Consider the following 26,774-nt stretch of genomic DNA (forward strand, 5'->3'; position numbering starts at 1 on the left):
CGGCTCACGTCTTCGGGCCTGGACACATCCGTCGGGACAGCGAGAATTTGCGCATAGGATCTCGTCGCCTGCGCCGCCGTCTTCTCGAGCTCCTGCGCGCGTCTGCCGGCAAGAACGACCGAATAACCGTCTGCGTTCAAAGCAAGACTTACAACGCGTCCGATACCGCTGCCTGCGCCCGTGACTATGGCAATTCTTCCTTCTGGCATTTGCTGTTTTTAGTTGGAATTGGAAATTGCATCAGAAAATTGCATCATTGGTGGTTTCTACATTCCAAATTTGAAATGCAGAAACCTCCAATGATGCACCCTCCAATAGTGTTAATTCCCGCTCCTGCTTCCCGGCCATGGCGAGTTCAGGTGATAAGGAACCGAAGGACCGACCATTTCCACGCGCCGGATCTTGCCATTTTCAATAAGGAACGCTTCCGTCACGAGAATGCTCGAAGGCCGGTTAAAGCCTCGGAACGTGTATGGCTCGCCGGTGGACAGAACACCGGAATTGACCGTTCCCTGATCGAACACGGCGTGCGTCCAGACAATTCCCCGCTCCTGATCGACGACGGGATAGCGCCTGTCATGGATGTTCTGAACCACAAAGTAATACCCAAGCTTGAACTGCGACAGACAATCCATGGCGAATGCATTGATGGTGCCGGGCGCTTCGTTGGCGGGCCGCGGGACATTGGTGGTCGGAGAGCCGTTTTCGACACGGTGGCAGTCGTTGGTGAACGGATAGGTTCCAGTGCCGTTGACGCCCTTTCCGTCATTCTTCTGCAGACCCGAGAAATAGCCGTCGGCCACCGCGATCAATTCTTGTCTCGACATGCGCTGAGCGGGCGGGATGGACTTGAACCAGAACTCTTCTGGCTTGTAAGGCTTGTCCATGTCGGCAATGTTGTTGGGGCCGCCCCCGCCGGGCCTGAAGAAAATGCTCTCCACTTCTGTGATCCGGCCAAGCTCCAGGCGCAACCGCAAACTCAGCAGCACAGGCGCTCCCGCCTCTTTCATGGTGCCCATGTACGCGACCTGCCCGAGTTCCGGATCCGCGAAAATGTGTGTGTAGTTCCCTCGCCCTTCAATCGTTTTCCACGACCCGTCGCCGATCTCGATTACCTGGTCGTTCTCGGTATACATGACATCTTTGGAAAGAGGGAGCGGCCTGGGATCGTGCGCCACAAGCGCCGCGAGATACTGATCCACAAGACCCTCCAGACAGGTCCGATTACAATTGAGCGGAATCGGCCCCGTGGAGGCGTGCATGGCGACGGCGATCGTAAGAAGGCCAACGACACAAAGGACAACGAAAGACCGCATCGGATTCTTCTCCTATCGAGGTTTTTTCAGATGGTAATATCGTCGAACTCTATGACAAAGACAATCGCGCGGCGAAGTTTTCTGGCAGGTTCGGTTCTGGCCGGCGCGCATGCGTTATTGGCCTTCCAGCAGGCACCCGCGACGGCAGGCCCGGCCGATCCCAAATTGATCGAGGACCTTGTCGCCGGATACCGCATTCTGGCGCAGCAAGGCATACTCGACGGTTTCGGCCACGTCAGTGCACGGCACAACCGTTCCGTGACGCGGTACATCATGTCGCGATCGCTGGCGCCGGAGCTGGTGACGGCAGCCGACTTGATTGAATTCGACCTGGACGGCAATGCTGTCGATGCCAAAGGGCGGCCGCTTTACTCGGAGCGCTTCATTCACGCTGAAATCTATCGGGCGCGCCCCGAGGTGCGCGCAATCGTCCACAACCACGCGCCGTCTTTAATTCCCTTCGGAGTGACGACGGTGCCGTTACGGCCGATGTATCACATGGCAGCGTTCATCGGAAACGGGGTGCCGGTGTTCGATATTCGCAAATCCTTCGGCATGACCGATATGCTCATCAGCGATTCGAAGAAAGGCCACGCGCTGGCTGAAGTCCTGGGCGACAAGGCGGCCGTGCTGATGCGCGGACACGGCGTGGCCGTTGTCGGTTCGACGATTCCGATTGCCGTCGGCCGGAGCATTTACCTCGACGTGAATGCCAAAATCGAGACGCAGGCTCTGGGTCTGGGCGGAAATATCACGTACCTCGATCCGCAGGAAGCCCAGAAAATGATGGACGCGGGAGAAAATCGGAGTTACGAACGGCCCTGGGAATTATGGAAAGCCAAAGCGATGGCGAAATAGAACAGGGGCGGGGGAGAAACGACCATGACGATGAATCGCTGGAGTCCTTCAAGATTTGACCTGCCGGATCTGGTAAGATTCTGGCGCTATGAAATTTACGTTTGTAAAGACCGGCCTGTGGGTGGGAGCGACACTCTTTACCGCCGCAGTCGCCCTTATGGCCGGGCAGGATGCCCCGCAGAATGCGAAAGCCGAGCAGATCCTGAACAACAGCTGCACCGCCTGCCACGATCTGAGACAGATTCAAACCCAGGCACTTGACGCCGATGCATGGACCAAGGTCGTCAACTCCATGGTCGAAAAAGGCGCCATGGTCGGCAAAGACGACATTCCGCTGCTGGTCGACTATCTCGAAGACAATTTCGGCCCGTTACCGGATGGTGCCGGCAAGGAGATCGTGCTGAATAAATGCACGGTGTGCCATGACCTCAAGCGCGTCCGGCAGCATTTCGCAACTCCGGAAGACTGGGCCGACACGCTGAATGCCATGCAGAATGAAGGATTGATGATCTCGGATGATGATCTGCTTACGGTCCTGAAATACCTGGCGCGGAATTTCAGGGAACAATAGCCACAAAAGGCACAAAAAAAAGGGAGGATGGTGAACACGCACCATCCTCCTTTTTTTGTGCCTTTTGTGGCTATTTGCTTTCTTTGAACACGCGTTCCTTGCAGATCTCCACAATACAGATGGAGTCCACATTCCTATTTGCCGGCGGCACCGCCATGCCGCGCTCGGTCATCAGCTTGCGGATAAGAGAGGCAGCTTCCGGCCGTGCGACCGCGGATTGGACTCCGAACCGCACGAGACCGTCGGCGTAATCGAGCGCTTCCCAGGTGTGACCGGCGATCTTCGAAACGAGTGTTTCGGTATCGCGGTTTCCCTTGTCGCGCGCATCGAGTTTGGCGCCGTGGTCGACCAGCATCTGGATGACTTCCGGCCGGCCTTTGGCGGCGGCGACCATCAATGAAGTGCGTCCGTCACCGTTGGCGGCGCCGGCATCGAGTCCGAGGTCGAGAAGGTATTTCACGGTCTCGATGTTTTCTTTGTACGAATGCTCATACGTCACGCCTTCGACCCAACCCACTCCGGATGCGGCAGTCAGAGCCGTATCTTCGTGATTGGTCTTCGTCATCGGATTGGCGCCATGGGCGACCAGGAGCTTCAACAACTCGAGATCGCTGGACTGGGCCGCGCGGATGAACGGAGTCGCGCCGTCTTCGAGGAACCACTGCATGGTGAAGATGGTGCGGGTCAGCGTATTGTCCTTGGCCGCGATATTCGGATCGGCGCCATGGCCGAGCAGGAACTTGATGTAATCGAGATGATCCAGGTCCGGCTTCGGAACCGGGAAGTCGCCGCCCTCGATGTTGCGATTGTCGGTCGCGAGGTACAGCGGCGTCCAGTTGCCTTTGTTCTTCTTGTTGACGTCGGCTCCGTGTTCAATGAGGTACTCGGCCAATTTGTAGTGGCGGTTATTGGTCGCCGTCAGCAGTGGCGTCCAGCCGTATTCGGTGGTCTGGTTCACATCGGCGCCTGCTTTGAGCAGGAGCTTTGAGGATTCCAGATCGCCTTCACGCGCTGCGAGAACCATCGCGGTCAGACCGCCGCCGCCCGTGCCGACGAGTCCGGCAACGATGACATCGGTATCATCTTCTTCCGGAGCAGCCGCGGCAGCAGCGTTTCCGGCACCGGCAGCCTGAGCTCCCGCTCCGCCACCGCGTTGTCCTCGGCCACCCTGTCCACGACCAGCCTGTCCACGGCCGCCTTGCGCCGCGGCGGGCTGGCCGCCAGCTTGTTGTCCGGCATTGGCAGCCTGCTGTTGTCCAGCAGCCGCCGGACCTCCAGCAGCCGCTCCCTGTTGCCGATTGCGGCCACCGGCGGCGCCGAAGCCACCACCGCCGGCTCCGCGTACGCCGGTGACGCTGCCGTTAGCGACGTCGATGGCGAGCTGCTCTTCGTAGGTTTTTCCGTCTTCCGCGGCTTCCTTGCGGACTTTATTCGCGGCATCGACACGCGCCGCGTTGACGCGGTTCGCCATGTAATTTCGGGGCAGGCCGGCTCCGCCGGTTCTGGCGGCAAAATCGGCTTTGCCGTCCAGCAACGCGCCGACAGCGGCAGGATGCTGCTGTTCGACGGCCCACATCAGTGCCGTGGTGCCGCGCAGCGGCTCCTTCGCGTTAACCTCGGCGCCCGCCGCCAGCAGTACCGTGATCGCATCCGGGCTTCCGGCGCGGGCGGCAAGCATCAACATGGTTTCACCGGCCGGTCCACGCTGTTTGGCGTCGGCGCCGGCTTTGATCAGTTTATCGATCGTTTTGGCATCGCCGTAAACAGAAGCCATCTGCAACGGCGTAATGCCTTCACGATTTTTGGCATCCACGGCGGCGCCCGCCTTGATCAGCATGTCCACGGCTTCAGAGTCCTGGTGGTATACGGCCCAGTGCAGCGCGGTGGCGCCGTCGATCTGCGTCGCATTCACGTCCGCCTTCTGCTGGATCAAGGTGCGAAGGGCGGCGTCGTCATGTTTCATTGAGGCGTCGGCCACATCGTTGTGGCCGACCGCCAGAAAGGTCATGCTCGCCGCCGACACCGCGAGTACTGCGAAACCTGCAAGTATAAATTTTCGAATCATCGCTTTTGTGGTCTCCGCTTAGAGTTTCGCAAGTCTGCCGGTGCTGTCGCCCTGCTTATCCTGTTGAATGCCGTACATGTCCAGGATGCTGAGCAGAAGGTTTCCGGTGGTGATGGTCTTCCGCTCGTAGTGCAGGTGGCGTCCACCCTTGAGGTTTCCGTTGATGCCGCCGATCAGATAGTGCGGCACGTCGTAGTGTTGATGCTGATTCGAGTTGCCCATGTTGGTGCCGTGGAGAATCAGCGTGTGATCGAGCAGTGTACCGTCTCCATCCGGCGTCGCTTTCAGCTTGTTCGCCAGATACGACGTCGTGAGCAGGTGATACCGGTTGAGCAACGAGTACTTCTTGATCTGCGCCGGATCGTCCTGATGATGCGATCCGCCGTGGAAGCTGACGCTGACTCCGCCTTCAGGGAACCACTCGCCCTTCGGGAACGGATAAGTTTTGCCCGTCAGGTCGCGGGCGCCGAGCAGCGTGGCAACGCGCGTGATGTCGGCTTTGAATGCCAGCGCGGTGAGATCCCAGTGCAATTTGATGTGTTCGTCGAACAGTTCCGGAATGCCGGACGGCTCCGGCGTGTCCGGAAGCGTGCTGGAGGCTTTTGCGGCCAGCTGAATCCGGCGTTCGATCTCGCGGATCTCGTCGGTGTACTGATTGACCGTGCGTTGATCGGCCGCGCCGAGGTTCTTCTTCAAGCCCTGGAATTCCACCAGCAGCGAGTCCAGAATGCTGCGGCTCTGCCGGTTGCGGGCGGAGCGGACCTCCGGCGTTGCGCCGCTTCCGAACAGGCGTTCGAAAACCACCTGCGGATCGAGTTCCATCGGAAGAGGCGTGATGCCTTCGACGTCGCGGCCGCGATCGTCTTTGCCGCCGCGCCATGAGAGCGAGTTGGTGTACGAACAGCTGTAGCCTTCGCCGCAGTTGCTCGAGCTGGAATTCGGATCTTCGACGGCAAGCTGCAGCGACGGAAGCAGGTTGTTCTGTCCGATCTTGTCCGCAATCACCTGATCGATGGTGTTGCTGCCGACGCTGGCGTCGGAACCGGCCGTCTTCCGCGGCTTGATGGCCGTGAGGAACGCCGCGGCAACCCAGTGGTCCGAACCGGTGGTGCCCTCGGGCGGCTCAGCCGACTTCGACCACAGTCCCGTGCAGATCGTGAGCTGGTCTTTGACGTTCTTGAGAACTTCGGGAATGTAAGGCATCTGCTCGGGCAGCTTACCTTCCTGAGCGGGCTCCCAGTAACCAGGGGCCATGCCGTGCGGATAGAAAACACCTACAAAACGGGGCGTCGCAGTCCGAGCTGCCGGGGTTTGCGCCAAAAGAGTTCCAGCGGGAACCATTGCTTCAAGCAACGGCAGGCCAAGGGTGACGCCTGCGCCACGGAGGAACGTACGACGTGGTATCGCTTTTTTCGTTAAAAACATAAGTCCTCCTTAATTACCTTTTTCTTTATTAGATTGCGTGCTCGCCTCTTGTATTTTCATATTCATCTGGAACGGCTTGCTTTTCACAATATCGAGGACGAGGGTTGAAAATTTATTGTTGTTCCGAGCCGCGTCGTGAGCGATCGTGCGGACGAGCGGCATGTCCTGGTACTCGACTCCGCGTCCTAGCGCGTAAGTCATCAGCTTTTCAATGGAGACTTGGGCAAACACATCGGAATAGCCCGTCAACCACTTACGGAGACCGGCGGGACCGTCGATCTTCGTTCCATCGAATGTCGTCGCAACAGGATCGACCGGCGTACCGCCGTCATCCAGCCGCCACCTTGCGATGGCATCGAAATTTTCGAGCGAGAATCCAATCGGATCCATCATGCTGTGGCACTGCTTGCAATCATCGCGCACGCGGTGCATCAGCATCTTCTCTCGCATTGTCGGTTCTTTGGAGTTTCCGGTCGCATCGGTCGCTCTGGCCGGAAGCGGCGGAACGTTCGGCGGAGGATCCGGCGGGCTCATGCCGAGGATGTTCCCCATGATCCACTTGCCGCGCGTTACCGGCGATGTTCGATCCGGTTTCGCCGAGGTGACCAGGAAAGCACCCTTTCCGATCAGGCCCTTGCGAACGTCCATATCCGGACCAAGCGTCACTCGCCGGAACTGGCTGCCATAAACGTTTGGAATGCCGTAATGCTTCGCCAGGCGCTCGTTCACGAACGTGTAATCGGCCGTCAACAGTTCGGTGATCGGACGATCTTCGCGAATGATGTTGTCGAACAGCAGTTCGACTTCACGCCGCATCGCCTGGCGCAACGGATCGTCGAAATCCGGATACAACATCGGGAGCGGACTCTCCGCCTGCAAGCCGCGGAGGTTCAGCCACTGGCCGGCAAAGTTGGTGGCCAGCGCTTCCGATTTCGGATCCTTCAACATCCGGCGGACCTGTTGCTCAAGAACTGCGGGATCTTTCAAACGGCCCTGGCTGGCAACCCGAACGAGTTCGTCATCCGGATTCGTGCTCCACAGGAAGAACGAGAGCCGCGATGCCAGATCGAGATCCGCAATACGATACGGCTCGCCGGCCTTCGCATTTGCCGGCTCCGCTTCGATGCGGTAGATGAACTTCGCATCGGTCAGAAGGCGCGCCAGCGCCATCTCGATACCGTTGTCGAAGTTCGCTTCCTTGCGGCCCAGTGTGTAGAACTCCATCAGGGAATTCACGTCGGCAGCGCTTGCCGGACGGCGGAATGCCTTGCTCGCAAGATTCGTGAGAATCTTCCTGGCGCAGACCGCTTCGTCCGCGGCGCCCGTGGGTTTGCAGATGAAGATCTTGCGCCGGCTGGCGGAGTCGTCCGCCTGTTTGGCGTTAAACGGACCTTCGATCCGAACCGTTCCCACGTGCGGGAAATAGGTAAATCCGGGAGTCGGACCGGTCTGAACCGTGTCGCGCATGAAGTGCTGATCGAGGTCCAGCACGGGAGCAAAGTTGGTCTGCAGGAAGGTCACGCCCAGCATGTGCAGGCCGGCCTTCGCGGTCAGCTTCACTTTCATACCCTGACGGCCGAGATCGGCGCCCGACTGTCCGCTTTGAACCGCGGCAGCCTGACGTCCGCCGCAATTGGCCGCCGGCGCTCGTCCGCCGCCCTGCCAGTCGATCATCTGAACGCGTTCACTGTCGAGCAGGACTTCGAGTTTTTCGCACGGCACCGAACCGAAACCGGTCGGCGACATATTGTCGCCGAAGATCGGCGTGACGGTCAGAGTGTACTCACCATCGGACGGAAAGACGTGCGGGATAAGCATACCTCCGCGCGTTCCAAAGGGAAGCCCTTCGATGTGATAGTCCTGCGACGTGTCTTCCGGAGTTCTGTAGACCACCAGCGCCGGATTCGCCGGCTCGCCGATGGCGAGGCGGCTGATCTTCTGTCCGGCGGAAACGTAGGCTTCGACCAACGTCGAAGAAACGCCGAGGGCGCCCGCAATGTTGTCGAAACCGTGGGTCGAGTCGTCCGACGGCAGGTACTTGGCGGGATCGATCTCGAGATCCAGAATGTCCTTGATCACATTCGCGTATTCCGTCCGGTTCAGGCGGTGCAAGCCTGGCGCCGGAGTATAGGCAACGGCATTCCGATCGAGTTCGTTCTCAAGCCAGGTAATAAGACCTTTATAAGTTGCCGGGTCGGGACGGCGGATGCCGGACGGCGGCATCATCCCGGCTCGAAGTTTCCGTACAATCAACTCCCACGTCTTTGCATCTCGCCCGACGTGGGCGATATCCAACTGATCGAAATCGATTTTGCGTGCGGAATCGACGCCTGCCGTTCTCGCTTTATCGCTGTGGCAGGTCATACAGTATTGAGTGACGATCGCCTTCTGAGCAGCGCCCGCCTGAGCGGTTGGAGCGGCCGCTGCACTTTGTCCCGCCGGCTGCTGTCCGTAGACGGCAAAGACAAGTGACAGGGTCGCGATGCAACCCATCAGAAACAGTATCTTTTTCATGAAGTGCCCCGCTTTGGAAACCTACAGAAACATTGATAAAAATTGACGTCTGAAGAATATCTCAACGCGGCGTAAACGTTCAATTGATATTTCAAATTTGTAGGAATTTTGTGAGATCATTACTACCGTCCTTTAATACGGCCGGCGGAACGCCGGGGATACACTAAGTCATGCGTTTTTTTCAATCTACACGGGTTTGGCTGATCGTCCTCGGCATCCTGATTCCAGCTGCCGCGGTATCCCTTCGGCAGCAGCAAGTCCCACAGGATGACCCGGTAACGAGACTTATTCAACGCGTTCAGAGCGACAAAATCGTCCTGAACTTCGATGAAGCGCATGGGTACCTCACATCCGTCCTTAAGGAACTAAAAGTGCCCGTTTCGTCACAGACGCTGGTTTTCTCCAAGTCGAGCTTCCAGCTCAACCAGATCTCACCGGAGAGTCCGCGGGCGGTTTATTTCAACGACGACACCTACGTCGGATGGGTAAATCATGGCGAATTCATCGAGATTGCCCACGTGGATCCGAAGAAGGGGCCGGCCTTCTATACGATCGATCAGAATTACGATCCCTATCCGTACATCCAGCCTCAAACGGAGCAATGCACGATCTGTCACGACACCTTTCAGACCAACAGCGCCGTCCCCCGGCTGCTGATGCTCTCGGTCCTGGCGAATCCGGATGGAAACGCACTAAAGGCCGCCGCGCTGATCACCAACGACAAGAGCCCTCTGAGGGAACGGTGGGGTGGCTGGTACGTGACCGGAACGCATGGCAGCCAGCGCCACCTCGGCAACACCATCGTTCACGCCCGCGCCGAAGATGTCGACGACATGCGAAAATTCATCACGAAACTGGATCTCAGCGCCGGCGCGAATGTCACCGATCTCAGCAAGCGGTTCGATACGAAGGAATACCTGACGCCCAACAGCGACATCGTCGCCCTGATGGTCCTCGGACATCAGACGCACGTGCACAACATGATCACGTCCGGCGCTTATGAAATCCGGGACGGCATCCAGAAGGGAATGTCCGACAAAATGCCGCAGATCATCAAAGATGCCGGCGAACCGATCGTGAAGGCCATGTTATTCGCCGAAGAAGCCCAGCTTACCGATCCGGTGGCCGGAACGTCGGGCTTTGCCGCGGAATTCTCGGCCCGCGGACCCCGCGACAGCAAAGGCCGTTCACTGCGGGATTTCGACCTGCAACACCGGCTGTTGAAGTATCCGATGAGCTATCTGATTTATTCCGAGTCGTTTGACGACATGCCTCCGCAACTTCACGACTACGTCATGCAACGGTTCCGCGAAATCCTGACCGGGCAGGATACCAGCGCGGAATTCCCCAACCTTTCCGCGGACGACCGGAAGGCGATCCTCGAAATACTGCACGAGACGAAGCCCGGTTTTTAACAACATGGATCATTCCATCATTTCGACGTTGCTTCATTGCTTCACTTGAAGAAATGTCCGGCCGGGTCATTGCGTTTGCGCCGCTTCCAAGATGAGCCGGTTTATCCAGAAAAATGATTTGTCCGTTGCTTTAAGCCCAAATGGCGGCAACCCCGGTTTCCCGGGATTGCCGCCATTGTTTGTGGCTTCGCGCTATCGCGCTCGCGCTTCGCCGTTTGTGGTGCTAGGCGACGACGAACGTCTTCGTGTCCATCCAATCGGTGTAACCCAGCACGCCCAACGCGCGGATCTGGAACTGATAGATTCCAGCCCGCACGAGCCCACTGATAGTTACCTTCTTGGCTTTGGTCACCGTGACGATAGTCGACGGCCCCAACACCCCGCCATTGCCTTCGAGCGCGTACCGCACATCGTAAGCAACAGCACCGGTCACTTTTTCCGGCAGCACAACAACGTCGCCGCTGTTGGCTCCGCGATCGATCGAGCGGAACTTCGCTTCAGCCAACTTTACCGGAGCAGTCCTGGTTCTAACTGACTGCGGCGTAAAGCCGCTGCTGATGAAAGTCGCCAGATCGTCGTTACACGCCGCCTCGACATAGTGTCCGAGTTGCGTGTACATCTTGATCACCACCGGACGTTGCTTATCTTTCGCACTGATGGCTTTCTTACCACCATCTTCCGCATCGATAATCAACGCAGTGAACTGATCAATGCCTGACTTGTAAGTCGCCAGGTCGAGCGGGGGAGTCGGAAATTTCGAATTGTTCAGCAAGCCGTCGTACGTCGTCATAAACGCCTTGGCCGCATCCATATCCGAAACTCCGTGCAGACCAAGCTTTGCCTTGATCTGAATTGCAGTCGAATTTGTCTTTGTCATGGTTTACCTCCTTTCTTAGATTTGTTATTCCAGTCATTGAGCCTGCGCGCTATCGCGCTTGCCCTCCGGGCCGCGCCAATAAAGGTCGAGAGACATGCGGCCGGATTCCCTGTCTCTCCACATCTCGTTAATCTCTGGATTTTGGAGCCTTTTTCTTGCGCTCTATCTCCATAGGTGTACATTATTCGGCACATTAATCGCTATCCCGTTAGGTATGAGCGACATATACGGCAAATAAGACTCGATGCAGACGCCGTCCGTGCGGCAAACCTTCTCGCCCTCGGTCTTCTCCGCAGAAATTAAGCCTTCTCTTCACGGAAGAAAGCCTTCTCGACAAAAATTAGGCCTTCTCTTCCCGCGACAAGGCTTTCTCCACAAAAATTGAGCCTTCTCTTCCCCCGACAAGGCCTTCTCCATTTATTTCTTTTCATGACAGGACGACCTGGGAGAATTGGGCTGGCCGTTCTGATCAGCTGCATACAGACGTTTATGCCGACGGTGGTGGAACACAAATCCGAACACGGCGCGACAAATAATCGCGTTTATCCGCGACTTGACGACTTTAACGAGTTTTTTCGGTCAGCGTGCGTGATTTTGTGGCCGATGATTCTATAATCTCTGACGCGATCATAGAACTCCAAGAGACTACAAAGATTCGACGAACGCCGTAGTACTGGTAATGCCCCTGAAGTTAAACTCGGGTAATGCATCGAAGTTCAAGCGCCTGTCTCTGGAGTTTGGCTGCCGTCATCACGATCTCGAGCCTTCCGCTGCCTGCGTACAGCCAGAGATTTCTTTTCGGCGCCAAAGTAGCCGGCCAGATCACGAATACGTTTACCTATCCTGGGCTGCCGCCGATCGTGCATGATGACCGGGTTGTTTTCGGCCCTATGGTGGAAATGCGTTTCACACCTCGTCTCTCGTTTGAAGGCGATGTGCTTTACAAACGGAACCTGGATACATCAGGCCAGTTCTTCGGTTTGGTGCAGTTGGTCCAGACGCTTCAGGGAACCGATGCTCTGAGGGCCCATTCATGGGAGATCCCTGTGCTGCTGAAATGGCGTCCGGCCGTGCACCAGAACAATAGCGTTTTCGTATCCGGTGGATTCTCGACCCGCAATGTCGCCGGTATCGAGGAAATCTACGGAGCGGTGTCGGCTTTTCCCCCTTATCCAGGTGGCCCGTTTGACATTCGGACGTCGGATGGAGTTATAGCGAATCACTGGACATACGGGCCGGTGATTGGAGCCGGCATGGATATTCGGGCTCACCGGTTCCATTTCCAACCCGAACTGCGTTACATCCGGTGGAAGGACTCGCCTTTTTCGTACGTGACGAAGCAAGACGATCTTCAAGCTCTCATCGGTGCCGCAATAGCGAAATAGAACTCAATGTTGGCGCGGACGGCGCCGTGATTGCAGGCATGCACGGATGGCAATTGTCAAACGTCCCATGTCGAGCGTCCAATTTACTTGTCAAACGACCCAAGGACCAAATGACCCATTGACCAGATTTATTGGGCAATCTGGTCGTCTGGTCGTTTGAGGGGTAAATTGGACACTCGACATGGGACGTTTGACAATTGCCATCGGACGGAACCGCAGTCCCTATCGCTGGCCGCCTCGGTTCGGATTCGGCGGGTTGATCGTGCCATAGTCCCAATGTTCGTCGGCTTTGCCGTCGACGAAGCGCCACATGTCGAACCATGTCGTCGTGTACATCTGGCCGGGGTTTCGCGGATCGGGAAGCTGGCGGACAACGGCCACCGTGACGTAATCGCCTTCGGCAACCACCGAAACGACCTTTGTCCTCCAGCTGTTTTTATCCGGAATCGGCCGTGGCGTGCCGCGGGCGCCGAACGCAGCCATCACGGTCTGCCGGCCGGAGGCGAAGCCGGGGTTGTGCTGGATATATCTTTCGGTGAGCCATTTGGGCGCCTCGTCCCAGTGGCCCGCTTCGAGAAGATCGCGCATGATGTGCATTGCGGCCTGCTTGTTCGTATTGAGTTTCGGATCCTTGCTGGTAAAAAGCGACTCCGGGTCATTGGATCCCATCACCGGTTCCTGAGCGGCTGCCAGAATGGGCAGTGCCAGCAATGCGGCCATCGTAAGCGCGAAAAGAGCGAGAGACTTTTTCATGTCCAGTCGGTCCTCCAATTGAACGGTTCAGTAGCCTGCGGCATCTTATTCCGGCAAGAGAGCCCGCGTCCATCCGGAAACTGGCGTAAAATACTTCAGCCTCGGGGCTTGGGGAGATAACAATGTACCGCTTGAGAGGAATCGTTTTAGTCGCGCTCATCCTGGCAGTGCCGGCTTTGCTGCCGGCCCAGGGGCCCGGCAAGCTGGCGTTCGAGGTCGCCACCATCAAGGCGGCGGCACCTCTGAATCCCGCCACGATCGCCGCAGGACAAATGCCTCACCTGGGAATGAATGTCCAGGGGACGCGCGTGGACATCGGCTTCATGTCGATTTCGGACTTGATTGTCGCGGCCTATAAAACGAAGGCCAATCAGATTACGGGACCGGATTGGCTGAAGACCGAGCGGTTCGACATCCTTGCCAAAATGCCGGACGGCACGACGAAAGACGATGTCCCGGTGATGCTTCAGGCGCTGCTTGCCGACCGCTTCGGACTGAAGATCCACAAAGACATGCGCGAAGACTCCGTCTACGCCTTGGTTGTCGCCAAGGGTGGGCCGAAACTCAAGGAGTCTGCACCCGATCCGGAAGTGGCACCGGATAAGGCGGCGAATAATAACCCGCAGGGCGCCCCCCAGATCAAGGTTGATCGCGCCGGTGGGGGCGCGACGGTAACCACTCCGCGCGGAGCAGTGAAAATGTCGATGACTCCGGACGGTCACATGCGGCTTGAGATGAACAAAATGTCGATGGCCGACTTTGCGCAACAGTTGACTCCGCTTGTCGACCATCCCGTCTTCGATATGACCGAATTGAAGGGGAATTTCCAGGTCGCGCTAGATCTGAGCATGGACACGATGCTCGCTGTCGTCCGGGCTCAGGGCATGAACCTCCCCATTCCCGCCGGCGGCCGCGGCGCGCTCCCCGGTGCGGCCGGAGCGGCCGAGGCATCCGAGCCTTCGGGAGCCAGCTCGATCTTTAGTTCGGTTCAGCAGCTTGGACTGCGGCTCGAGGCTCGCAAAATGCCGCTCGAGTACATCATGGTCGATCACCTTGAAAAGACGCCGACGGAGAATTAGCGCAAGACGTGCCCGCATTAATCGAAACATTTGCCGCTGAACTCGAACGCCCCCGCGAATTGTCGCCGCGAGTTCTGAACTACATTACGGGAACATACAACCTCGATCCCTCCGAGGTCGGCGTTTTCCTCGTGGACAAACTGCCGGCCGTGGATGACGTTGAGATCGATCTCATTCTCTCGCCCGTATTCACTCCGAAGCTGGAAGATCAGGCCGTCTTCGCCGGACAGCTCGGCGCGGCCGCCGTTCCCCGCGAACAATGGCCGGGAATCGTCGAGCAACTCGCCGCGCGCCCGGTACGCGCCAGGCTCGTCACACCCGACAGTCAGGCACACGTTGTCCCGCTGCGCGACGTCACGATTGAGCGCTATGTTCACCGGCTCCGGCTGGAAGCCGTGATTCCGGAATCTCTCTTCACTTTGCTCGAACGACTGCCCGCTCCCAATGACCGTCCGATGTTGAGAGCCATCGCCCGGCGGTCCGCGTGGGAAAGCGGCGGCCCGCGTGAAATCCTTGAACAATATCTGTCCGCAGTGATCAAAGAGGGCAGTTACAGCCTCGACGATATGTTCGAAATGCTCAACCTCGCCGAAGGCCGCAAGCCAGCCAACGTTCAGGACCTTCTAGCAGCCATTCCCCGCTGGACGGAAGCCTTGCGCGAACAGATCGACAAAGCATCCGGCCCGAAAGCCTTCTTCCATCCGCAGGTCGAAATGATGCACGGCGGCGGCCGCGACCAACGCGGCGCGGACAGCTTGCGCGCCTCGGCAAAAGAAAATGAACTGGCGTTTCTTCTACGGCTTCAAGGTCTGCTGAGCGTATAGGTTAGGGCCCTTAGGGCGTGCTACGATGTTACATGTAACGCGAAGGAGGGCCGCCCGTGAAAAACACGTTAGTCGATCGGGTGAAGAAGCGCCGGGATGCCCTGCGTGCCGCCGGTTTGCGCCCCGTGCAGATATGGATTCCGGACACCAGACGGCGCGGGTTTGCGCGCGAATGCCGCCGTCAGTCACTGAGCCTTCGCGGTGACCCGCAGGAGAGCCGTATCCTCAGGTGGCTCAACAAGGTCGCCGATGCGGAGGGCTGGAAGTGAGGAGGGGCGATGTAGTGACGGTTGCCCTCTCCGGCTCTTATGGGAAACCCCGCCCGGCTCTTGTCATACAGTCTGATTTTTTTGCTGAACATCCCTCGCTGACAATCCTGCCGGTTACGAGCGAACTTCGAGACACGCCGCTGTTTCGTATTACAGTTGAATCCACGCCCGAGAACGGTCTGCTGAAAACCTCGCAGGTTATGGTGGACAAGGCACAAACGGTGCCTCGTGAAAAAATCGGCAAGAAAATAGGACGGTTGGACGATACGACTCTGGTCTCCGTCAACCGCGCGCTCGCGCTCTTTCTCGGGTTTGCTTAGCCGTAAACCGCATCGCCCTTAACCTTTACGCTCCTTCTTTTTCGGGAATTGACCGGCCGACTGACAGCCCTGCGGGCCTAATTCACTCAAACCTTGGCGCCCGCGCATCAGTGCGTCATTGCGTAGATGACGTAGTTGATTCCGAACTTGTAGGCCAGTGCCGTAAACGGCACGGGGTAATCCGGATCGTCGGCGTGTTCCCATCCATCGCCCATGTCCGAATTGAAATTCATCGCTACCATCAGCTGCTTGTGATCGTTGTAAATGCCGCGCCAGTGCGGAGGACCTTCCATCCGCGCAACGCCAAAGCGGATGTGGCGGTCGCCCGGAATTCCCATGCTCTTGTCGAGGTCGAAGAAGACGTGCATCAGCGGGTCATCATCGGGAATTTCCACAATCGGCCTGTCTGGAAATACCCGCTTGATCGCAGCCTCGAAAATGTCCCAATCGCGATCGCCGTGGAAGTCATCGACCAGCAGGAATCCTCCACGCATGCAGTACTCACGCAACCGCGCCGCGTCCTCGGCGGTCGGCCGCCAGTTCCCTTTCCCGGGTTGCTGCAGAAACAGAAACGGGTACTGGAAGATGCGATCGTCGGTCAGTTCCAGCTGACGCTCGTCGTCGGCCACCTGCACATTCGTCGTACGGCGCAGCGCGGGAAAGAAATGCTCCTCCGCCAATGGATAGTCGATGGCCCACCACGGCTGATAGTATCCGTGCGAACCTCCGCCGCCTCGCGTCGCGTATTTCACGCGTGCCAGCTGAAACTCCGCATCCGGATGATTTCCCAGCGTGTCGCGGCTTCCAATCTGCGCCTGCGTGCTGACGATTCCCGCAAGAACACAAGCGATAACTGCCGCGGACATTTTGCTGAGCATGAGCCCGCTCAATATACTAAGAACTGTGAAGAATCTCTACCATGTCACAACCGAAATCGAAGCCCGGGAAGCGAAGATCCGCGGCGACTACGCGCCGAAGGCATTCGAGGCTGAAGGGTTCATCCACTGCGCATATACGCACCAGCTGGCCGGAGTGCTCGATCGCTTTTTCAAAGGCCAGACCAATCTGGTCATGTTTGAGATTGATCGGTCCAAGGTGCCGTGCAAAGTCATTGATGAAAATCTGGGCGGCGGCGCGGAACTGTTCCCCCACATTTACGGTCGTCTCCCGATGAGGGCGGTCAAGAGAACCATTCCCGCATCCGGCACCGTTTTGTGATACCTTTCGCGCGATGAAAAAGCTGCCGGTTCGTGGCGCGCTGGCGTTTGGACTGCCGATCGTTGCGGCATTCGCGCTCTACCTTGTATATGCCCACATGACGGGACAGCGGCAGAACTATTTCTACCTGATGGCGGGCCCGCTCTGCGGCATCATCGGCGGATTGGCTTACGGACGCCGCGTCGGGCTGCCGATTGTGCTCGGACTGTGCTTCGGCACGATCGGAGTCATGTTTTCACTGCAGGAAGCGCGCTCGCCTCTGTTCAGCGACGTCGTCTGGACCGGTCTGGTTTCGGCATTTCTGTTCTGGACTGCGGGCGGCTGCGCCATGCTCGCCCTGCCATCGCACCTTCGATTCAACGGCGCGATGACAATGGCCGTGCCCGGACTTCTTGCCGGAATGGCGTTCCAGTTTTTCTACGGACCGGGTCATTTTCTCTTCGCTCTTGGTTCACACGCGTGGTGGGGCGACGGGCCGTGGGAACATTTCATTCTGTGGCTGATTGCGGGCGCCGGCAGCGGGTTATTGCTCGGCTTCAAACTGAACCGCCGGATAAACCAGAAGCCTGAGGCAGGCAGGCTCGAGAGCGCGCAAGCCTGGGCCGTTGCCTCGTTGGCATGCGCCGCTCTGGCCGTTTTTATCGGGCTGGCTTACATTCTCCGGTCAAAATTGCCGCTCGGGCTCTTCAATTCGTTATCCCCGATTACCGCGGCTTCCGATTGGTTCTGGGGTTGGGGGATTCTCGCGATCAGCATTGCACTCATCGCTACAGGAAAGCGCGTCGGACGAAGCTGGGCGTTTACGGCTCTCGGTGTGGCGCTGGTTCTCGTCGTCGCATCGTTTCGAATTAATGCCGATCCCTGGAAGACGAAATTCAATTCCGCCTATGCGCAGAAACTTCTGCGCGACGATGCGCAATCGGGAGACGCGATTTACACCGGCAACCTGATCCTGGCGCAGGCATCGCTCGATCAGAACGACATGGCGAATGCCAAACAGTACCTGCTCCAGGCGGCGTCCGCGCCTTCCGCGCACATCGTCGAACAGAACGGGCTCGATGTCTCCGTCGCGCGCGTGCTCTTCGACCGCGGCGAACACGACGCCGTCGCCGAGTATCTCAATCGCGGCCGCAAGCTCTGGCCTCAAGGCAATCAGATCATCAATCGGTGGCAAGCCGCGATCCGCGCCGGCCGCCGGCCGAATTTCGCCGGCCGGAACCCCAATCAACAACAGCAGCAGCGGCAACAGCAGAATTAGTATTTACTGACAGTCACTTTCACCGGCCCCGAATACGACGTCACAGAGACGATGCTGCCGCGGCGGAGAAGAACAGGACTTTTAAAGATGTAGGGCGCCGGCCATTCGACGGAGATGTCCTTCGCAAACAAAAGCACCTGCGTGCCGCCGTTGGCACGGCGCTCGCTGACTTCGATCGACTTCACACCGGCGGCGGGTTCCGTGCGGATTGCAATGGCGCGTGTATCCGCAGGGATCGTGACTTCGGCATGGAAGCGGCCTTCGCGGCCCGCGGGCTTCGCCTCCAGCAGCAGATCCGATATCGTAGCCGGCGCCGGCTTGTCCGCAAAATACAATCCCAGGGTTCCGCGATCGGTGACGCGTTCCTTCGCGCTTCGATAGTAAATTTCCGCAACAAGGTGCCCGCCGGCGGGCAGGCGATATGACGTATTCGGAGCGGCTTCGGCAAACTCGTACCAGGGCGTCCAACTGCCGATCCACTGCCCGGTTTCCTGGACGCTAAAGAATGCGGCGCGGACGACGCGCCGGTCGCCCGGCATGTATTCCAGTGCGCGCAACCGCCGCTCTGCGGTGAGACCCGGATCGATGACGACACGCTTCATCGAATCGGGCTGCCCCGGTTCGATCGTGTTCGGCTCGATCGGACGCGAGAGATTTGGCGGCCCGAACTGCCAATGGCCGAAATCGGCGGTCGCGCGAACCGGGGCCTTCCTCGCGGTTGAAGCGGCGATGTTCGTGAACACGGTTCCCGCATTCCGCGGACCGAGACCTTCAACCCAGGAAATAACGAACTGTGTCTCGCGCAGCGTCAGGCTGTTGTCGTTGATGAATTGTCCGTAGCCCGGCACCGCAGCCCACGGCGGCATATGGCGCGCGATCACCTCGGAACGGATTTTCCGGCCGAGCAGCCATGTCTGCTCATAGGTCTCGAGCGAAACGGCCGGACCGCTCCCGGTGTGGCACATCACGCAATGTTTGTCGAGGATGCGGACGATCTCGCGGTCGAAAAGGACGGTGGTGGTCAGGGTCTCGTGAGACTGCAGAGAGGGGACAATCAGCCACAAAAGGATGAAAGCTGTTATTAGCCGCAGATGACGCGGATGACGCAGATGAGGCATCAACGGCCTTAATAGCCGTATCTGCGTCATCCGCGTCATCTGCGGCTAATTTCCCCCTGCATTCTTCAGGATAGCGGCGGCAGCGGGGAACTCTTTCTTCGCGTTGGCGAAGAACACGCCACCGGCCATCATCATTGGCGTCCATCCGAGTTTGGTTTTCACATTCACTTTGGCGCCGTGATCGACCAGGTACTGAACGATGGACGGCTGGCCCGAAACAACGGACGCATGAAGCGGCGTGATTCCGCTCCATCGCGGATCGCCCAGGACCTTGCCGAGTTCGCCCATATTCAGCGGGTAATAGAGCAGCGTGTACTCGGGATCGCCGGTCATCTTGTAATCGCCGAAGTCGGCCACCGCATTAATGTCGTTTCCGAGCTGGATGGCAAGCTTCACCGCTTCAAGCCGCTCGCCTTCCGTGCATCCTGTGAAAGGTCCGGGGGCTTCCCCCTCCCAGTAGTCGAGACCGGCGGCAACCATGAGCGGCGTTACGCCCAGCGCGTTCGTCATCTTCGGATCGGCGCCGTGATCGGCGAGCAGGCGCATGTACTCGACATCGCCGTTATGCGCGGCAATATAGAACGGAGTGGCACCGACGAAGGTCAGATAATGCCGGCCCAGCTGGATCAGCGGCGGGTTTTTCATCGTCCCGCCTTCCTTGTCGAATTTCTTTTCCTGCCAGCTGATGCGGGTATTCGGATTGGCCCCGTGCTCGAGAAGTTTCTTCGCCAGTTCGAGTGCGGTGGTATTTCCGGTTGGAACCGGCGGGCCGTGCGGCGTGTTGCCGACACCGGCGGCGCCGTCGGCGCCCGGCTTCCGCAGCCATGCCAGCGTGTGCAGCGCGGAACCGCGCGGATCCGGCATATTCGGATCGGCGCCGTGGTCGATGAGGACGGACGCGATGTCGAAATAGGCGTTGACGACTGCAACGTTCAAAGCATTCGTTCCGTCCGGCGCGGCGTCATTGACGTTGGCGCCGTGGCCGAGCAGCGCTTTCACGGCGTCGATGTGCCCGTTTCGAACGGCGAACAGCAGCGCTGTGAAACCAGTCTTCGTTTTGGCCTTGATGTCCGCGTTGTACTCGACCATGGTCTCGATTGCCGCCGCGTTCCCTTCCGACGCCGCCCACATGAGTGGGGTCTGATTCGTCCCCGCGTCAGCCGCGTTCACATTGGCGCCGTGCATCAGGAGAACGCGCACGGCGTCGGCAGTGCCGTTGAGCGCCGCAGTCATCAGTGCCGTCTGACCTTGTTCTGCCGTGCTGTTCGGATCGGCTCCGGCTTTCAGGAGGTGCTCGATGAGCGTCGCATTTCCATTGGTGCACGCCAGGAAAAGCGGCGTGATGTTGTATCGGGTCGCGGCTTTGACGTCCGCGCCGCCGGCAATGAGCAGATCTGCAATCTCGACGTTGTTGCGCTGTGCGGCCCAGTGCAGGGCCGTTGAGCCATCGGCCTCGGCGGCTTTCACGTCGGCATGTTGCGCCAGGAGAGACCGGACGGTCTTCGCATCGTTGCCCTTGACGGCATCGATTAAACGGAGGTCGCTTGCCGCAGCGGAAAGAGAGAAGGCCACTGTAAGGAAGGCCGCGAAACATGCATTGAAGTGTCTCATTGCAACTCCCGATAAGGTTTGGAGAAGTATATTACACAGTCTCATGCCAGGAACAACTCGATGAGATGAACATTCCCCGCCTTTCAAAGGCGGGGAATGTTCATCCTTTCTCGTTTGAGCAAATGCCGGACCGCGCCTATAGTTAGCTATGCTCCAGTCGATCCTTATCGCCGCGTTTGCGATTCTGCCGCAGCAGGCTCCGCAGCCGCCGGCAGCGGTCTTCACGAAGTACTGCCTGACCTGCCACAACGAACGGCTGAAGACGGCGGGACTGGTGATCGATCCGGGGTCCTTAAACAACGTCGGGGCAAATGCCGAAGTCTGGGAAAAAGTTGTCCGGAAACTACGATCGAACACCATGCCTCCGTCCGGCGCGCCCCGTCCGGATCCGGCGACATACAATTCCACCGCGTCGTTTCTCGAAACGGAACTCGACCGCGCCGCCGCGTCCAAACCGAACCCCGGAAAGCTGCCGCTGCTCCATCGTCTGAGCCGGACGGAATATCAGAATGCGATTCGCGATCTGTTCGCTCTCGATGCCTTGCCCAAGGAGATGGACTTCGACCTCCTGTTGCCGGAGGACAATGCGAGCAGCGGCTTCGACAACATCGCAGACCTGCTTTTCGTGTCTCCATCGACGATGGAGCGATATCTCGGCGCGGCCGAAAAAATCAGCCGCCTCGCGGTGGGTGACCCGGCCGCGCCAGTGATGGTGAATCGCTATCGAATTCCAGACGAACAGCCTCAGGACGCGCGCGTGGACGGACTGCCGTTCGGCACGCGCGGCGGCATTGCGGTGCACAGCCAGTTCCCTGTCGACGGCGAATACGTCATCAAGGTCGAACTTGCGGGCGCGGCGCGCCAGCCCGAGGATCTACAGATCATTGTCGACGGCGAAACGGCGGAGCAATTGTCATTGGGAGGCGCCGGAGGTGGACGAGGGGGTCGAGGCGGAGCAGCCGCCAGGCCCACCGAATTTCGTGTTCCGATGCGATCCGGACCGCACCTCGTCGGCGTCACTTTCGTCGAGCGGAACGAAGTCCGCGACGAAGAAACACTGCGCCCGCGCACGCGCGGACGCGGAACACAGGTTGCCGTCGCTGCTGTAACGATCAGCGGACCTTACAATGTTATCGGCTCGGGCGATACTCCCAGCCGCCGCCGTATCTTCGTCTGCCAGCCCGCCTCCGCCGGAGAAGCGCGAGGGCTTGCTAGCCCGAAGCCTCAAATAGATGAGTTGCCTTGCGCCAGGCGCATCCTTTCGACGATGACGCGGCGGGCGTACCGGCGGCCTTCGACGGACGCCGATGTCGATCGCCTCATGCCGTTCTACAAGACGGGATCGGCCGAAGGCGGTTTTGAGGGCGGCATTGAACAGGCACTGGAACGGATTCTGGTCAGCCCGAACTTCCTCTTCCGCATCGAGCGGGATCCGGAAAATACGGCTCCGGGAACCGCATATCGCATCAGCGACCTCGAACTGGCATCGCGTCTGTCCTTCTTTATCTGGGCCAGCATTCCGGACGACGAACTCCTCAATACTGCCATTCAAGGCAAACTGAAAGATCCCGTCATCCTGAATCAAGAGGTCCGCCGGATGATGGCAGATCCTCGCTCCAGCGCCCTGGTGAACAACTTCGCCGAGCAGTGGCTTTTTCTGCGCGATATCGAAGCCAAGAAGCCGGATGAACTCCTCTTCCCCGACTTCGATGAAACCCTGCGCGATGCGTTCCGTAAGGAGACCGATCTGTTCCTGAACAGCATCCTGCGGGAAAACCGCAGCGTGCTGGAATTGCTGACCGCAAACTATACGTTCTTGAACGAACGGCTGGCGAAGCACTACGGCATTCCGAATGTCCGCGGCAGTTATTTCCGCCGTGTGACGCTGCCGGCGGCCAGCCCGCGCGGCGGCCTCCTGGGCCAAGGCAGCATTCTGACGATTACGTCTTATGCAAACCGCACTTCGCCTGTCGTCCGCGGGAAATGGGTGCTCGAAAACCTGCTTTCGGCGCCACCTCCTCCGCCTCCGCCGAACGTCCCGGCGCTGAAGACCGAAGCCAACGAAACCGGCAAAGCGCTGTCGATGCGCGACGCCATGGTTCAGCATCGCGCCAGCCCGGCCTGCGCAGGCTGCCACGCGCGAATGGATCCGATCGGATTCGCGATGGAAAATTTTGATGCCGTCGGAAAGTGGCGCGAACGCGATGCAGGAGTTAACATCGATGCATCGGGAGTATTTCCGGACGGTACTAAGTTCGAAGGAGTCGCGGGCCTCAAGAAAGCCCTGTTGGCACACCCGGACGAATTCACCGGAACCGTCGCGGAAAAGCTTCTGATGTACGCCATCGGGCGGAACGTCCAGTACTATGACACTCCGGCTGTGCGCGCAATTGTGCGGGAAACCGCACGGAACAATTACACGTTCGGATCGCTGGTGGCGGCCGTGGTGAAGAGCACGCCATTTCAGATGAGGAGCAAGTGATGATCATCCGCAAGAAAGCACTCGACCGGCGGACGTTCCTGTGTGGCGCCGGAACCGCATTGGCTCTGCCTTTTCTCGACGCGATGGTGCCGGCTCTTTCCGCTGCACCGGCCAAAGGCACGCCGCGCCTCGGTTTCGTTTACGTCTCGAACGGCGTCATCCTGAATCAGTGGAAGCCGGCCGTTACAGGGAGCGCTTTCGACCTGTCTCCGATTCTGAAACCGCTCGCGCCCGTACGTGATCAGATCAATGTCCTCAGCGGACTTGCGCATCTGCAGGCCGACACTTTCGGCGACGGCACGGGCGACCACCCGCGAGCCTCAGCCGTCTGGCTCACCGGTGTTCATGCCTACGATCGAACCAAACCCGGCGTCGAAGTCCGGCTTGCCACCACCGCGGATCAACTCGCGGCCCGCGAGATCGGCAAGTCCTCGCAGATTTCATCGCTCGAATACAACCTCGATCCGCCGACGCAGGGCGCCTGCGATTCCGGCGACTGCTTTTACGTCAACACGATTTCTTGGCGGAATGAAACCACTCCGAATCCGGCCGAGTCGCATCCGCGCGTTATCTTCGAGCGCCTGTTCGGAGACGGCGGCAGCGGCGCCGAGCGCCTGAAGCGAATCAAGAAAACCGGGACCATCCTGGATTCCGTCATGTCGGAAATCTCCGACCTCGATAAGACGCTCGGCAAGAGCGATCGCACCAAGCTCAACGAGTATCTCGACGCGGTCCGCGAAGTCGAACACCGCATCCAGAACACCGAAGCGCGCGGCGCCCAGAACTTCGAACTGCCGGAACGCCCGACGGACATCCCCGACACCTTCGACGAACATGCGAAACTGATGTTCGATCTGCAGGTGCTCGCGTTCCGCGCCGATCTCACGCGCGTTTTCTCGATGGTCGTGGCCCGCGAGCTCAGCCCGCGCACGTATCCGAATATCGGAGTGCCCGAGCAGCACCATGCGACGTCGCATCATCGCAATGATCCGGAGCTGATCGAGAAGAAGGCGAAAATCGATACCTATCACGTGCAACTTTTGAGCTACTTCCTGCAGAAGCTTCAAGCCACTCCGGAAGGCGAAGGCACGTTGCTCGACCAGAGCCTGATCCTGTATGGCGGCGGCATGGGCGACGGCAACCTTCACCGCCATTTCGATCTACCCTGTTTAATGGCGGGAAAGCTCGGAGGTCAAATCCGGACAGGCCGTCACCTGGCATACCCGGATGACACGCCGATGGCGAATCTGCTGCTGTCTATTCTGGACAAAGTCGGCGTTCGTCTCGACAAGATCGGCGACAGCACCGGACGGCTCGAGGTTTGATGCGCGCCGTCCACTACTGACCCAGAATGAAGTGCAGAACAAAGAGCACCGTCACCGTGTAGGTGACTGTATTGTTCTCCTGGTGTCTTCCCGCAACCAGCTTGATGATCGTATAAGACACAAATCCGAAAGCCAGTCCCTGGGCAACGGAATAGGTGAGCGGCATCATGATGATCGTTAAAAATGCGGGAAGCGCTTCGGTGAAATCGTCGAACTTGATGTGAACCAGGTCCACCATCATGAATGCGCCGACGATGATGAGCGCGGGCGCCGTCGCCTGACCTGGAATCAGTCCCACCATCGGCGCAAAAACGATCGCGACGATAAAAAGAATGCCGACGATGACCGCCGTCAGGCCGGTTCGTCCGCCTTCCGACACACCGGCCGCGCTCTCGATGTAACTCGTTACCGTGCTAGTTCCCATTAATGCGCCGAACATCGTTCCCAGAGAATCGGCGAACAGGGCCTTGCCGATGCGCGGCAATTGTCCGCGCTCGTTGAGCAGGCCGGCCTTTCGAGCGACGCCGACCAGCGTGCCGATATTGTCGAAGAGGTCGACGAAGGTGAACGAGAACAGAATGGGAATCAGTCCGACGTTCAAGGCGCCACGAATATCGAGATGAAACGCCGTCAAGCGGAGCTTGTCGAGCGGGTTACCGAATTCCACGAAACTGCCGATACCTGAAGGCGCCGGCGAAACACCCGCGAGGATCGAAATGATCGTGGTAGCCAGAATCCCGATCAGCAGCGCGCCTTTCACCTGCCGGGCGATGAAAAATGAAGTGATGATCAAGCCCGCGATGGCCACGAGAACACCGGTGTTCTTCATGTCACCGAGCGCAAGCAACGTCGCGTCATTTTTCACAATCACGCCGGCGTTACGCAACCCGATGAACGCAATGAAGAGCCCGATGCCGACGCCGATGGCGAGGCGCAGTACTTGGGGCACTCCGTCGACAATCCATTCGCGGATCTTCGTGACCGTCAGGATAAAGAACACGACTCCCGAGATGAACACCGCGCCCAACGCCGTCTGCCATGGAAGCTTCATCCCGATCACGACGGTATACGTGAAAAAGGCATTGAGGCCCATTCCCGGCGCCACCGCTATCGGATAATTCGCATACAACCCCATAACGAGTGTCGCGAACGCAGACCCGATACAGGTCGCCGCGAAGGTCGCCTCCGTCGGCATACCGGCATCTTTCAAAATGCTGGGATTGACGAACAGAATGTACGCCAGAGTCACGAAGGTCGTGATGCCGGCCAGCAACTCCGTCCGGACATCGGTCTGGTTCTCGCTGAGACGAAACCGCCGTTCGAGCATCCCGGCAGGCCGTTTATGATTCATGAAATAGCATCGCGCAGGCAAAATCCGGCGCTGCCAAATTACTCAGAAGTGGCGTCCTTGGCAAGCTGCCGCCAATTTTTCCACGAGGCCTAACTTCGCTCTCAGCCGATCGTCTTTTATTGATAGGAGACTTCTTTGAAAAGATTGGAAGGTTTTATGCATCGATTCAAGATCGCCTTATTTGCCGTTCTTTTTGCCGCGCTGCCAGTGGTATTGGCGGCTCAGAAAACACTACCCGGAACGGGTGGAAGCTCGCAGCCCGCTCCGGAACACCGGACATATCAACAGTCCGAAGGAATGCCCTTCATGGGCCATGGGCCTGGAATGCGAGTCGAAGAATCACTGAAGGTTCTTCAGCGCAACCTGAATCTGTCCGAGGCTCAGGCCGCGCAAGTGAAACAAATCGTCGATTCGCGGCGCACCCGTTTTGAATCCATACGTGAAGAAGGAAGACCGAAATTCAGACAGCTCATGGCTTTGCTCAACAAGCCGAATCCGGATCCCACTGCGGTCGGACAGGCCACCATCGCGCTGAAACAGGTTCACGAGAAGGCGATGACCGAGCAGGCGAATCTGGAAAAGGATTTCCTGAATGTTCTGAATAACACTCAGCGGCAAACCGTAAACAGCTTAAGGGAAAAAGCGCCCACTGTGATGGCGTTGCATCGGCTGGGATTATTGACTCCGGAGAACAACGCGGAACAGACGACGGCATTGTTCAACCGCTAAGGAAAAGCGGG

Annotated in this window: 24 protein-coding genes; 13 read left to right on the forward strand and 11 right to left on the reverse strand. The window is 58.4% G+C overall.

Annotation, left to right across the window (positions count from 1 at the left end; genetic code table 11):
* Both VGK48_13300 and VGK48_13305 read right to left on the reverse strand, forming a co-directional pair.
* Positions 1 to 209: SDR family NAD(P)-dependent oxidoreductase (locus VGK48_13300; protein HEY2382147.1), on the reverse strand; the 209-nt coding region annotated here is incomplete at its 3' end.
* 111 nt (positions 210 to 320) lie between these two features.
* Positions 321 to 1,316 (reverse strand): hypothetical protein, encoded by a 996-nt coding sequence (locus tag VGK48_13305; protein HEY2382148.1) that lies wholly within the window; start codon positions 1,314 to 1,316, stop codon positions 321 to 323.
* 51 nt (positions 1,317 to 1,367) lie between these two features.
* On the opposite strand from VGK48_13305, the gene VGK48_13310 reads away from it, so the two are divergent.
* Both VGK48_13310 and VGK48_13315 read left to right on the forward strand, forming a co-directional pair.
* A complete protein-coding gene (locus VGK48_13310) occupies positions 1,368 to 2,174 on the forward strand; it encodes a class II aldolase/adducin family protein (protein ID HEY2382149.1) in 807 nt (268 codons plus the stop codon).
* Positions 2,175 to 2,262: 88 nt separating this feature from the next.
* Positions 2,263 to 2,745, forward strand: coding sequence for a hypothetical protein (locus VGK48_13315; protein HEY2382150.1), 483 nt, complete (start codon positions 2,263 to 2,265; stop codon positions 2,743 to 2,745).
* 70 nt (positions 2,746 to 2,815) lie between these two features.
* Here VGK48_13315 and VGK48_13320 read toward each other — a convergent pair whose 3' ends face one another.
* The 3 genes from VGK48_13320 to VGK48_13330 are packed head-to-tail and all read right to left on the reverse strand — an operon-like array spanning position 2,816 to position 8,749.
* On the reverse strand, positions 2,816 to 4,810 hold the full coding sequence (locus VGK48_13320; protein ID HEY2382151.1) for an ankyrin repeat domain-containing protein: 1,995 nt from the start codon (positions 4,808 to 4,810) through the stop codon (positions 2,816 to 2,818).
* An 18-nt stretch (positions 4,811 to 4,828) separates the two neighbouring features.
* Positions 4,829 to 6,235 (reverse strand): DUF1552 domain-containing protein, encoded by a 1,407-nt coding sequence (locus VGK48_13325; protein HEY2382152.1) that lies wholly within the window; start codon positions 6,233 to 6,235, stop codon positions 4,829 to 4,831.
* Positions 6,236 to 6,244: 9 nt separating this feature from the next.
* A complete protein-coding gene (locus tag VGK48_13330) occupies positions 6,245 to 8,749 on the reverse strand; it encodes a DUF1592 domain-containing protein (GenBank protein ID HEY2382153.1) in 2,505 nt (834 codons plus the stop codon).
* Between the two features lie 170 nt (positions 8,750 to 8,919).
* Here VGK48_13330 and VGK48_13335 point away from each other — a divergent pair, with 170 nt between their 5' ends.
* Positions 8,920 to 10,164, forward strand: coding sequence for a hypothetical protein (locus tag VGK48_13335; GenBank protein ID HEY2382154.1), 1,245 nt, complete (start codon positions 8,920 to 8,922; stop codon positions 10,162 to 10,164).
* Between the two features lie 223 nt (positions 10,165 to 10,387).
* On the opposite strand, the gene VGK48_13340 is transcribed toward VGK48_13335, so the two are convergent.
* Positions 10,388 to 11,041: a hypothetical protein gene (locus VGK48_13340; protein HEY2382155.1), complete on the reverse strand. Its 654-nt coding sequence runs from the start codon at positions 11,039 to 11,041 to the stop codon at positions 10,388 to 10,390.
* 704 nt (positions 11,042 to 11,745) lie between these two features.
* Between VGK48_13340 and VGK48_13345 the strand changes: the two genes are divergently transcribed.
* Entirely contained in the window at positions 11,746 to 12,426 is a 681-nt protein-coding gene (locus tag VGK48_13345) for an outer membrane beta-barrel protein (protein ID HEY2382156.1), read from the forward strand.
* A 222-nt stretch (positions 12,427 to 12,648) separates the two neighbouring features.
* Here VGK48_13345 and VGK48_13350 read toward each other — a convergent pair whose 3' ends face one another.
* A complete protein-coding gene (locus VGK48_13350; protein ID HEY2382157.1) occupies positions 12,649 to 13,179 on the reverse strand; it encodes a nuclear transport factor 2 family protein in 531 nt (176 codons plus the stop codon).
* A 122-nt stretch (positions 13,180 to 13,301) separates the two neighbouring features.
* Here VGK48_13350 and VGK48_13355 point away from each other — a divergent pair, with 122 nt between their 5' ends.
* From VGK48_13355 to VGK48_13370, 4 genes are read left to right on the forward strand one after another with little or no spacing between them, the layout of a single operon-like run.
* A complete protein-coding gene (locus tag VGK48_13355) occupies positions 13,302 to 14,258 on the forward strand; it encodes a TIGR03435 family protein (protein ID HEY2382158.1) in 957 nt (318 codons plus the stop codon).
* Between the two features lie 8 nt (positions 14,259 to 14,266).
* Positions 14,267 to 15,082, forward strand: coding sequence for a hypothetical protein (locus VGK48_13360; GenBank protein HEY2382159.1), 816 nt, complete (start codon positions 14,267 to 14,269; stop codon positions 15,080 to 15,082).
* Positions 15,083 to 15,138: 56 nt separating this feature from the next.
* Complete coding sequence (locus tag VGK48_13365) at positions 15,139 to 15,351, forward strand: antitoxin MazE family protein (GenBank protein HEY2382160.1); 213 nt, start codon at positions 15,139 to 15,141, stop codon at positions 15,349 to 15,351.
* Entirely contained in the window at positions 15,348 to 15,671 is a 324-nt protein-coding gene (locus VGK48_13370) for a type II toxin-antitoxin system PemK/MazF family toxin (GenBank protein HEY2382161.1), read from the forward strand. The genes VGK48_13365 and VGK48_13370 overlap by 4 nt, the downstream gene beginning before the upstream one ends.
* A 107-nt stretch (positions 15,672 to 15,778) precedes the next feature.
* On the opposite strand, the gene VGK48_13375 is transcribed toward VGK48_13370, so the two are convergent.
* Entirely contained in the window at positions 15,779 to 16,561 is a 783-nt protein-coding gene (locus VGK48_13375; GenBank protein ID HEY2382162.1) for a DUF4159 domain-containing protein, read from the reverse strand.
* 13 nt (positions 16,562 to 16,574) lie between these two features.
* Here VGK48_13375 and VGK48_13380 point away from each other — a divergent pair, with 13 nt between their 5' ends.
* Together VGK48_13380 and VGK48_13385 are read left to right on the forward strand one after the other, a co-directional pair.
* Complete coding sequence (locus VGK48_13380; protein HEY2382163.1) at positions 16,575 to 16,889, forward strand: DUF952 domain-containing protein; 315 nt, start codon at positions 16,575 to 16,577, stop codon at positions 16,887 to 16,889.
* Between the two features lie 13 nt (positions 16,890 to 16,902).
* Positions 16,903 to 18,147 (forward strand): hypothetical protein, encoded by a 1,245-nt coding sequence (locus tag VGK48_13385; protein HEY2382164.1) that lies wholly within the window; start codon positions 16,903 to 16,905, stop codon positions 18,145 to 18,147.
* Here VGK48_13385 and VGK48_13390 read toward each other — a convergent pair.
* Positions 18,144 to 19,304, reverse strand: coding sequence for a hypothetical protein (locus VGK48_13390; GenBank protein HEY2382165.1), 1,161 nt, complete (start codon positions 19,302 to 19,304; stop codon positions 18,144 to 18,146). The two genes, VGK48_13385 and VGK48_13390, sit on opposite strands and share 4 nt — an antisense overlap.
* Positions 19,305 to 19,310: 6 nt before the next feature.
* Complete coding sequence (locus VGK48_13395; protein HEY2382166.1) at positions 19,311 to 20,876, reverse strand: ankyrin repeat domain-containing protein; 1,566 nt, start codon at positions 20,874 to 20,876, stop codon at positions 19,311 to 19,313.
* 148 nt (positions 20,877 to 21,024) lie between these two features.
* Here VGK48_13395 and VGK48_13400 point away from each other — a divergent pair, with 148 nt between their 5' ends.
* Together VGK48_13400 and VGK48_13405 are read left to right on the forward strand one after the other, a co-directional pair.
* Entirely contained in the window at positions 21,025 to 23,358 is a 2,334-nt protein-coding gene (locus VGK48_13400; protein ID HEY2382167.1) for a DUF1592 domain-containing protein, read from the forward strand.
* On the forward strand, positions 23,358 to 24,683 hold the full coding sequence (locus VGK48_13405; GenBank protein ID HEY2382168.1) for a DUF1552 domain-containing protein: 1,326 nt from the start codon (positions 23,358 to 23,360) through the stop codon (positions 24,681 to 24,683). The genes VGK48_13400 and VGK48_13405 overlap by 1 nt, the downstream gene beginning before the upstream one ends.
* Before the next feature lie 13 nt (positions 24,684 to 24,696).
* Here the strand turns inward: VGK48_13405 and VGK48_13410 are convergent, their stop codons facing one another.
* Positions 24,697 to 26,034 (reverse strand): NCS2 family permease, encoded by a 1,338-nt coding sequence (locus tag VGK48_13410; protein ID HEY2382169.1) that lies wholly within the window; start codon positions 26,032 to 26,034, stop codon positions 24,697 to 24,699.
* Positions 26,035 to 26,169: 135 nt separating this feature from the next.
* Between VGK48_13410 and VGK48_13415 the strand changes: the two genes are divergently transcribed.
* Complete coding sequence (locus VGK48_13415; protein ID HEY2382170.1) at positions 26,170 to 26,763, forward strand: periplasmic heavy metal sensor; 594 nt, start codon at positions 26,170 to 26,172, stop codon at positions 26,761 to 26,763.
* Positions 26,764 to 26,774 lie beyond the last annotated feature (11 nt).

The sequence above is a fragment of the Terriglobia bacterium genome (assembly GCA_036496425.1).
GTDB lineage: Bacteria > Acidobacteriota > Terriglobia > 20CM-2-55-15 > 20CM-2-55-15 > 20CM-2-55-15.

Excerpts from the sequence above, each read along its gene's own strand:
- VGK48_13405 (HEY2382168.1), top strand. The coding sequence starts at position 23,358 with ATGATCATCCGCAAGAAAGCACTCGACCGGCGGACGTTCCTGTGTGGC.
- VGK48_13325 (HEY2382152.1), bottom strand. The coding sequence starts at position 6,235 with ATGTTTTTAACGAAAAAAGCGATACCACGTCGTACGTTCCTCCGTGGC.
- VGK48_13385 (HEY2382164.1), top strand. The coding sequence starts at position 16,903 with ATGAAAAAGCTGCCGGTTCGTGGCGCGCTGGCGTTTGGACTGCCGATC.
- VGK48_13345 (HEY2382156.1), top strand. The coding sequence starts at position 11,746 with ATGCATCGAAGTTCAAGCGCCTGTCTCTGGAGTTTGGCTGCCGTCATC.
- VGK48_13330 (HEY2382153.1), bottom strand. The coding sequence starts at position 8,749 with ATGAAAAAGATACTGTTTCTGATGGGTTGCATCGCGACCCTGTCACTT.
- VGK48_13305 (HEY2382148.1), bottom strand. The coding sequence starts at position 1,316 with ATGCGGTCTTTCGTTGTCCTTTGTGTCGTTGGCCTTCTTACGATCGCC.
- VGK48_13350 (HEY2382157.1), bottom strand. The coding sequence starts at position 13,179 with ATGAAAAAGTCTCTCGCTCTTTTCGCGCTTACGATGGCCGCATTGCTG.
- VGK48_13410 (HEY2382169.1), bottom strand. The coding sequence starts at position 26,034 with ATGAATCATAAACGGCCTGCCGGGATGCTCGAACGGCGGTTTCGTCTC.
- VGK48_13310 (HEY2382149.1), top strand. The coding sequence starts at position 1,368 with ATGACAAAGACAATCGCGCGGCGAAGTTTTCTGGCAGGTTCGGTTCTG.
- VGK48_13400 (HEY2382167.1), top strand. The coding sequence starts at position 21,025 with ATGCTCCAGTCGATCCTTATCGCCGCGTTTGCGATTCTGCCGCAGCAG.
- VGK48_13320 (HEY2382151.1), bottom strand. The coding sequence starts at position 4,810 with ATGATTCGAAAATTTATACTTGCAGGTTTCGCAGTACTCGCGGTGTCG.
- VGK48_13395 (HEY2382166.1), bottom strand. The coding sequence starts at position 20,876 with ATGAGACACTTCAATGCATGTTTCGCGGCCTTCCTTACAGTGGCCTTC.
- VGK48_13390 (HEY2382165.1), bottom strand. The coding sequence starts at position 19,304 with ATGACGCGGATGACGCAGATACGGCTATTAAGGCCGTTGATGCCTCAT.
- VGK48_13335 (HEY2382154.1), top strand. The coding sequence starts at position 8,920 with ATGCGTTTTTTTCAATCTACACGGGTTTGGCTGATCGTCCTCGGCATC.
- VGK48_13340 (HEY2382155.1), bottom strand. The coding sequence starts at position 11,041 with ATGACAAAGACAAATTCGACTGCAATTCAGATCAAGGCAAAGCTTGGT.
- VGK48_13355 (HEY2382158.1), top strand. The coding sequence starts at position 13,302 with ATGTACCGCTTGAGAGGAATCGTTTTAGTCGCGCTCATCCTGGCAGTG.
- VGK48_13315 (HEY2382150.1), top strand. The coding sequence starts at position 2,263 with ATGAAATTTACGTTTGTAAAGACCGGCCTGTGGGTGGGAGCGACACTC.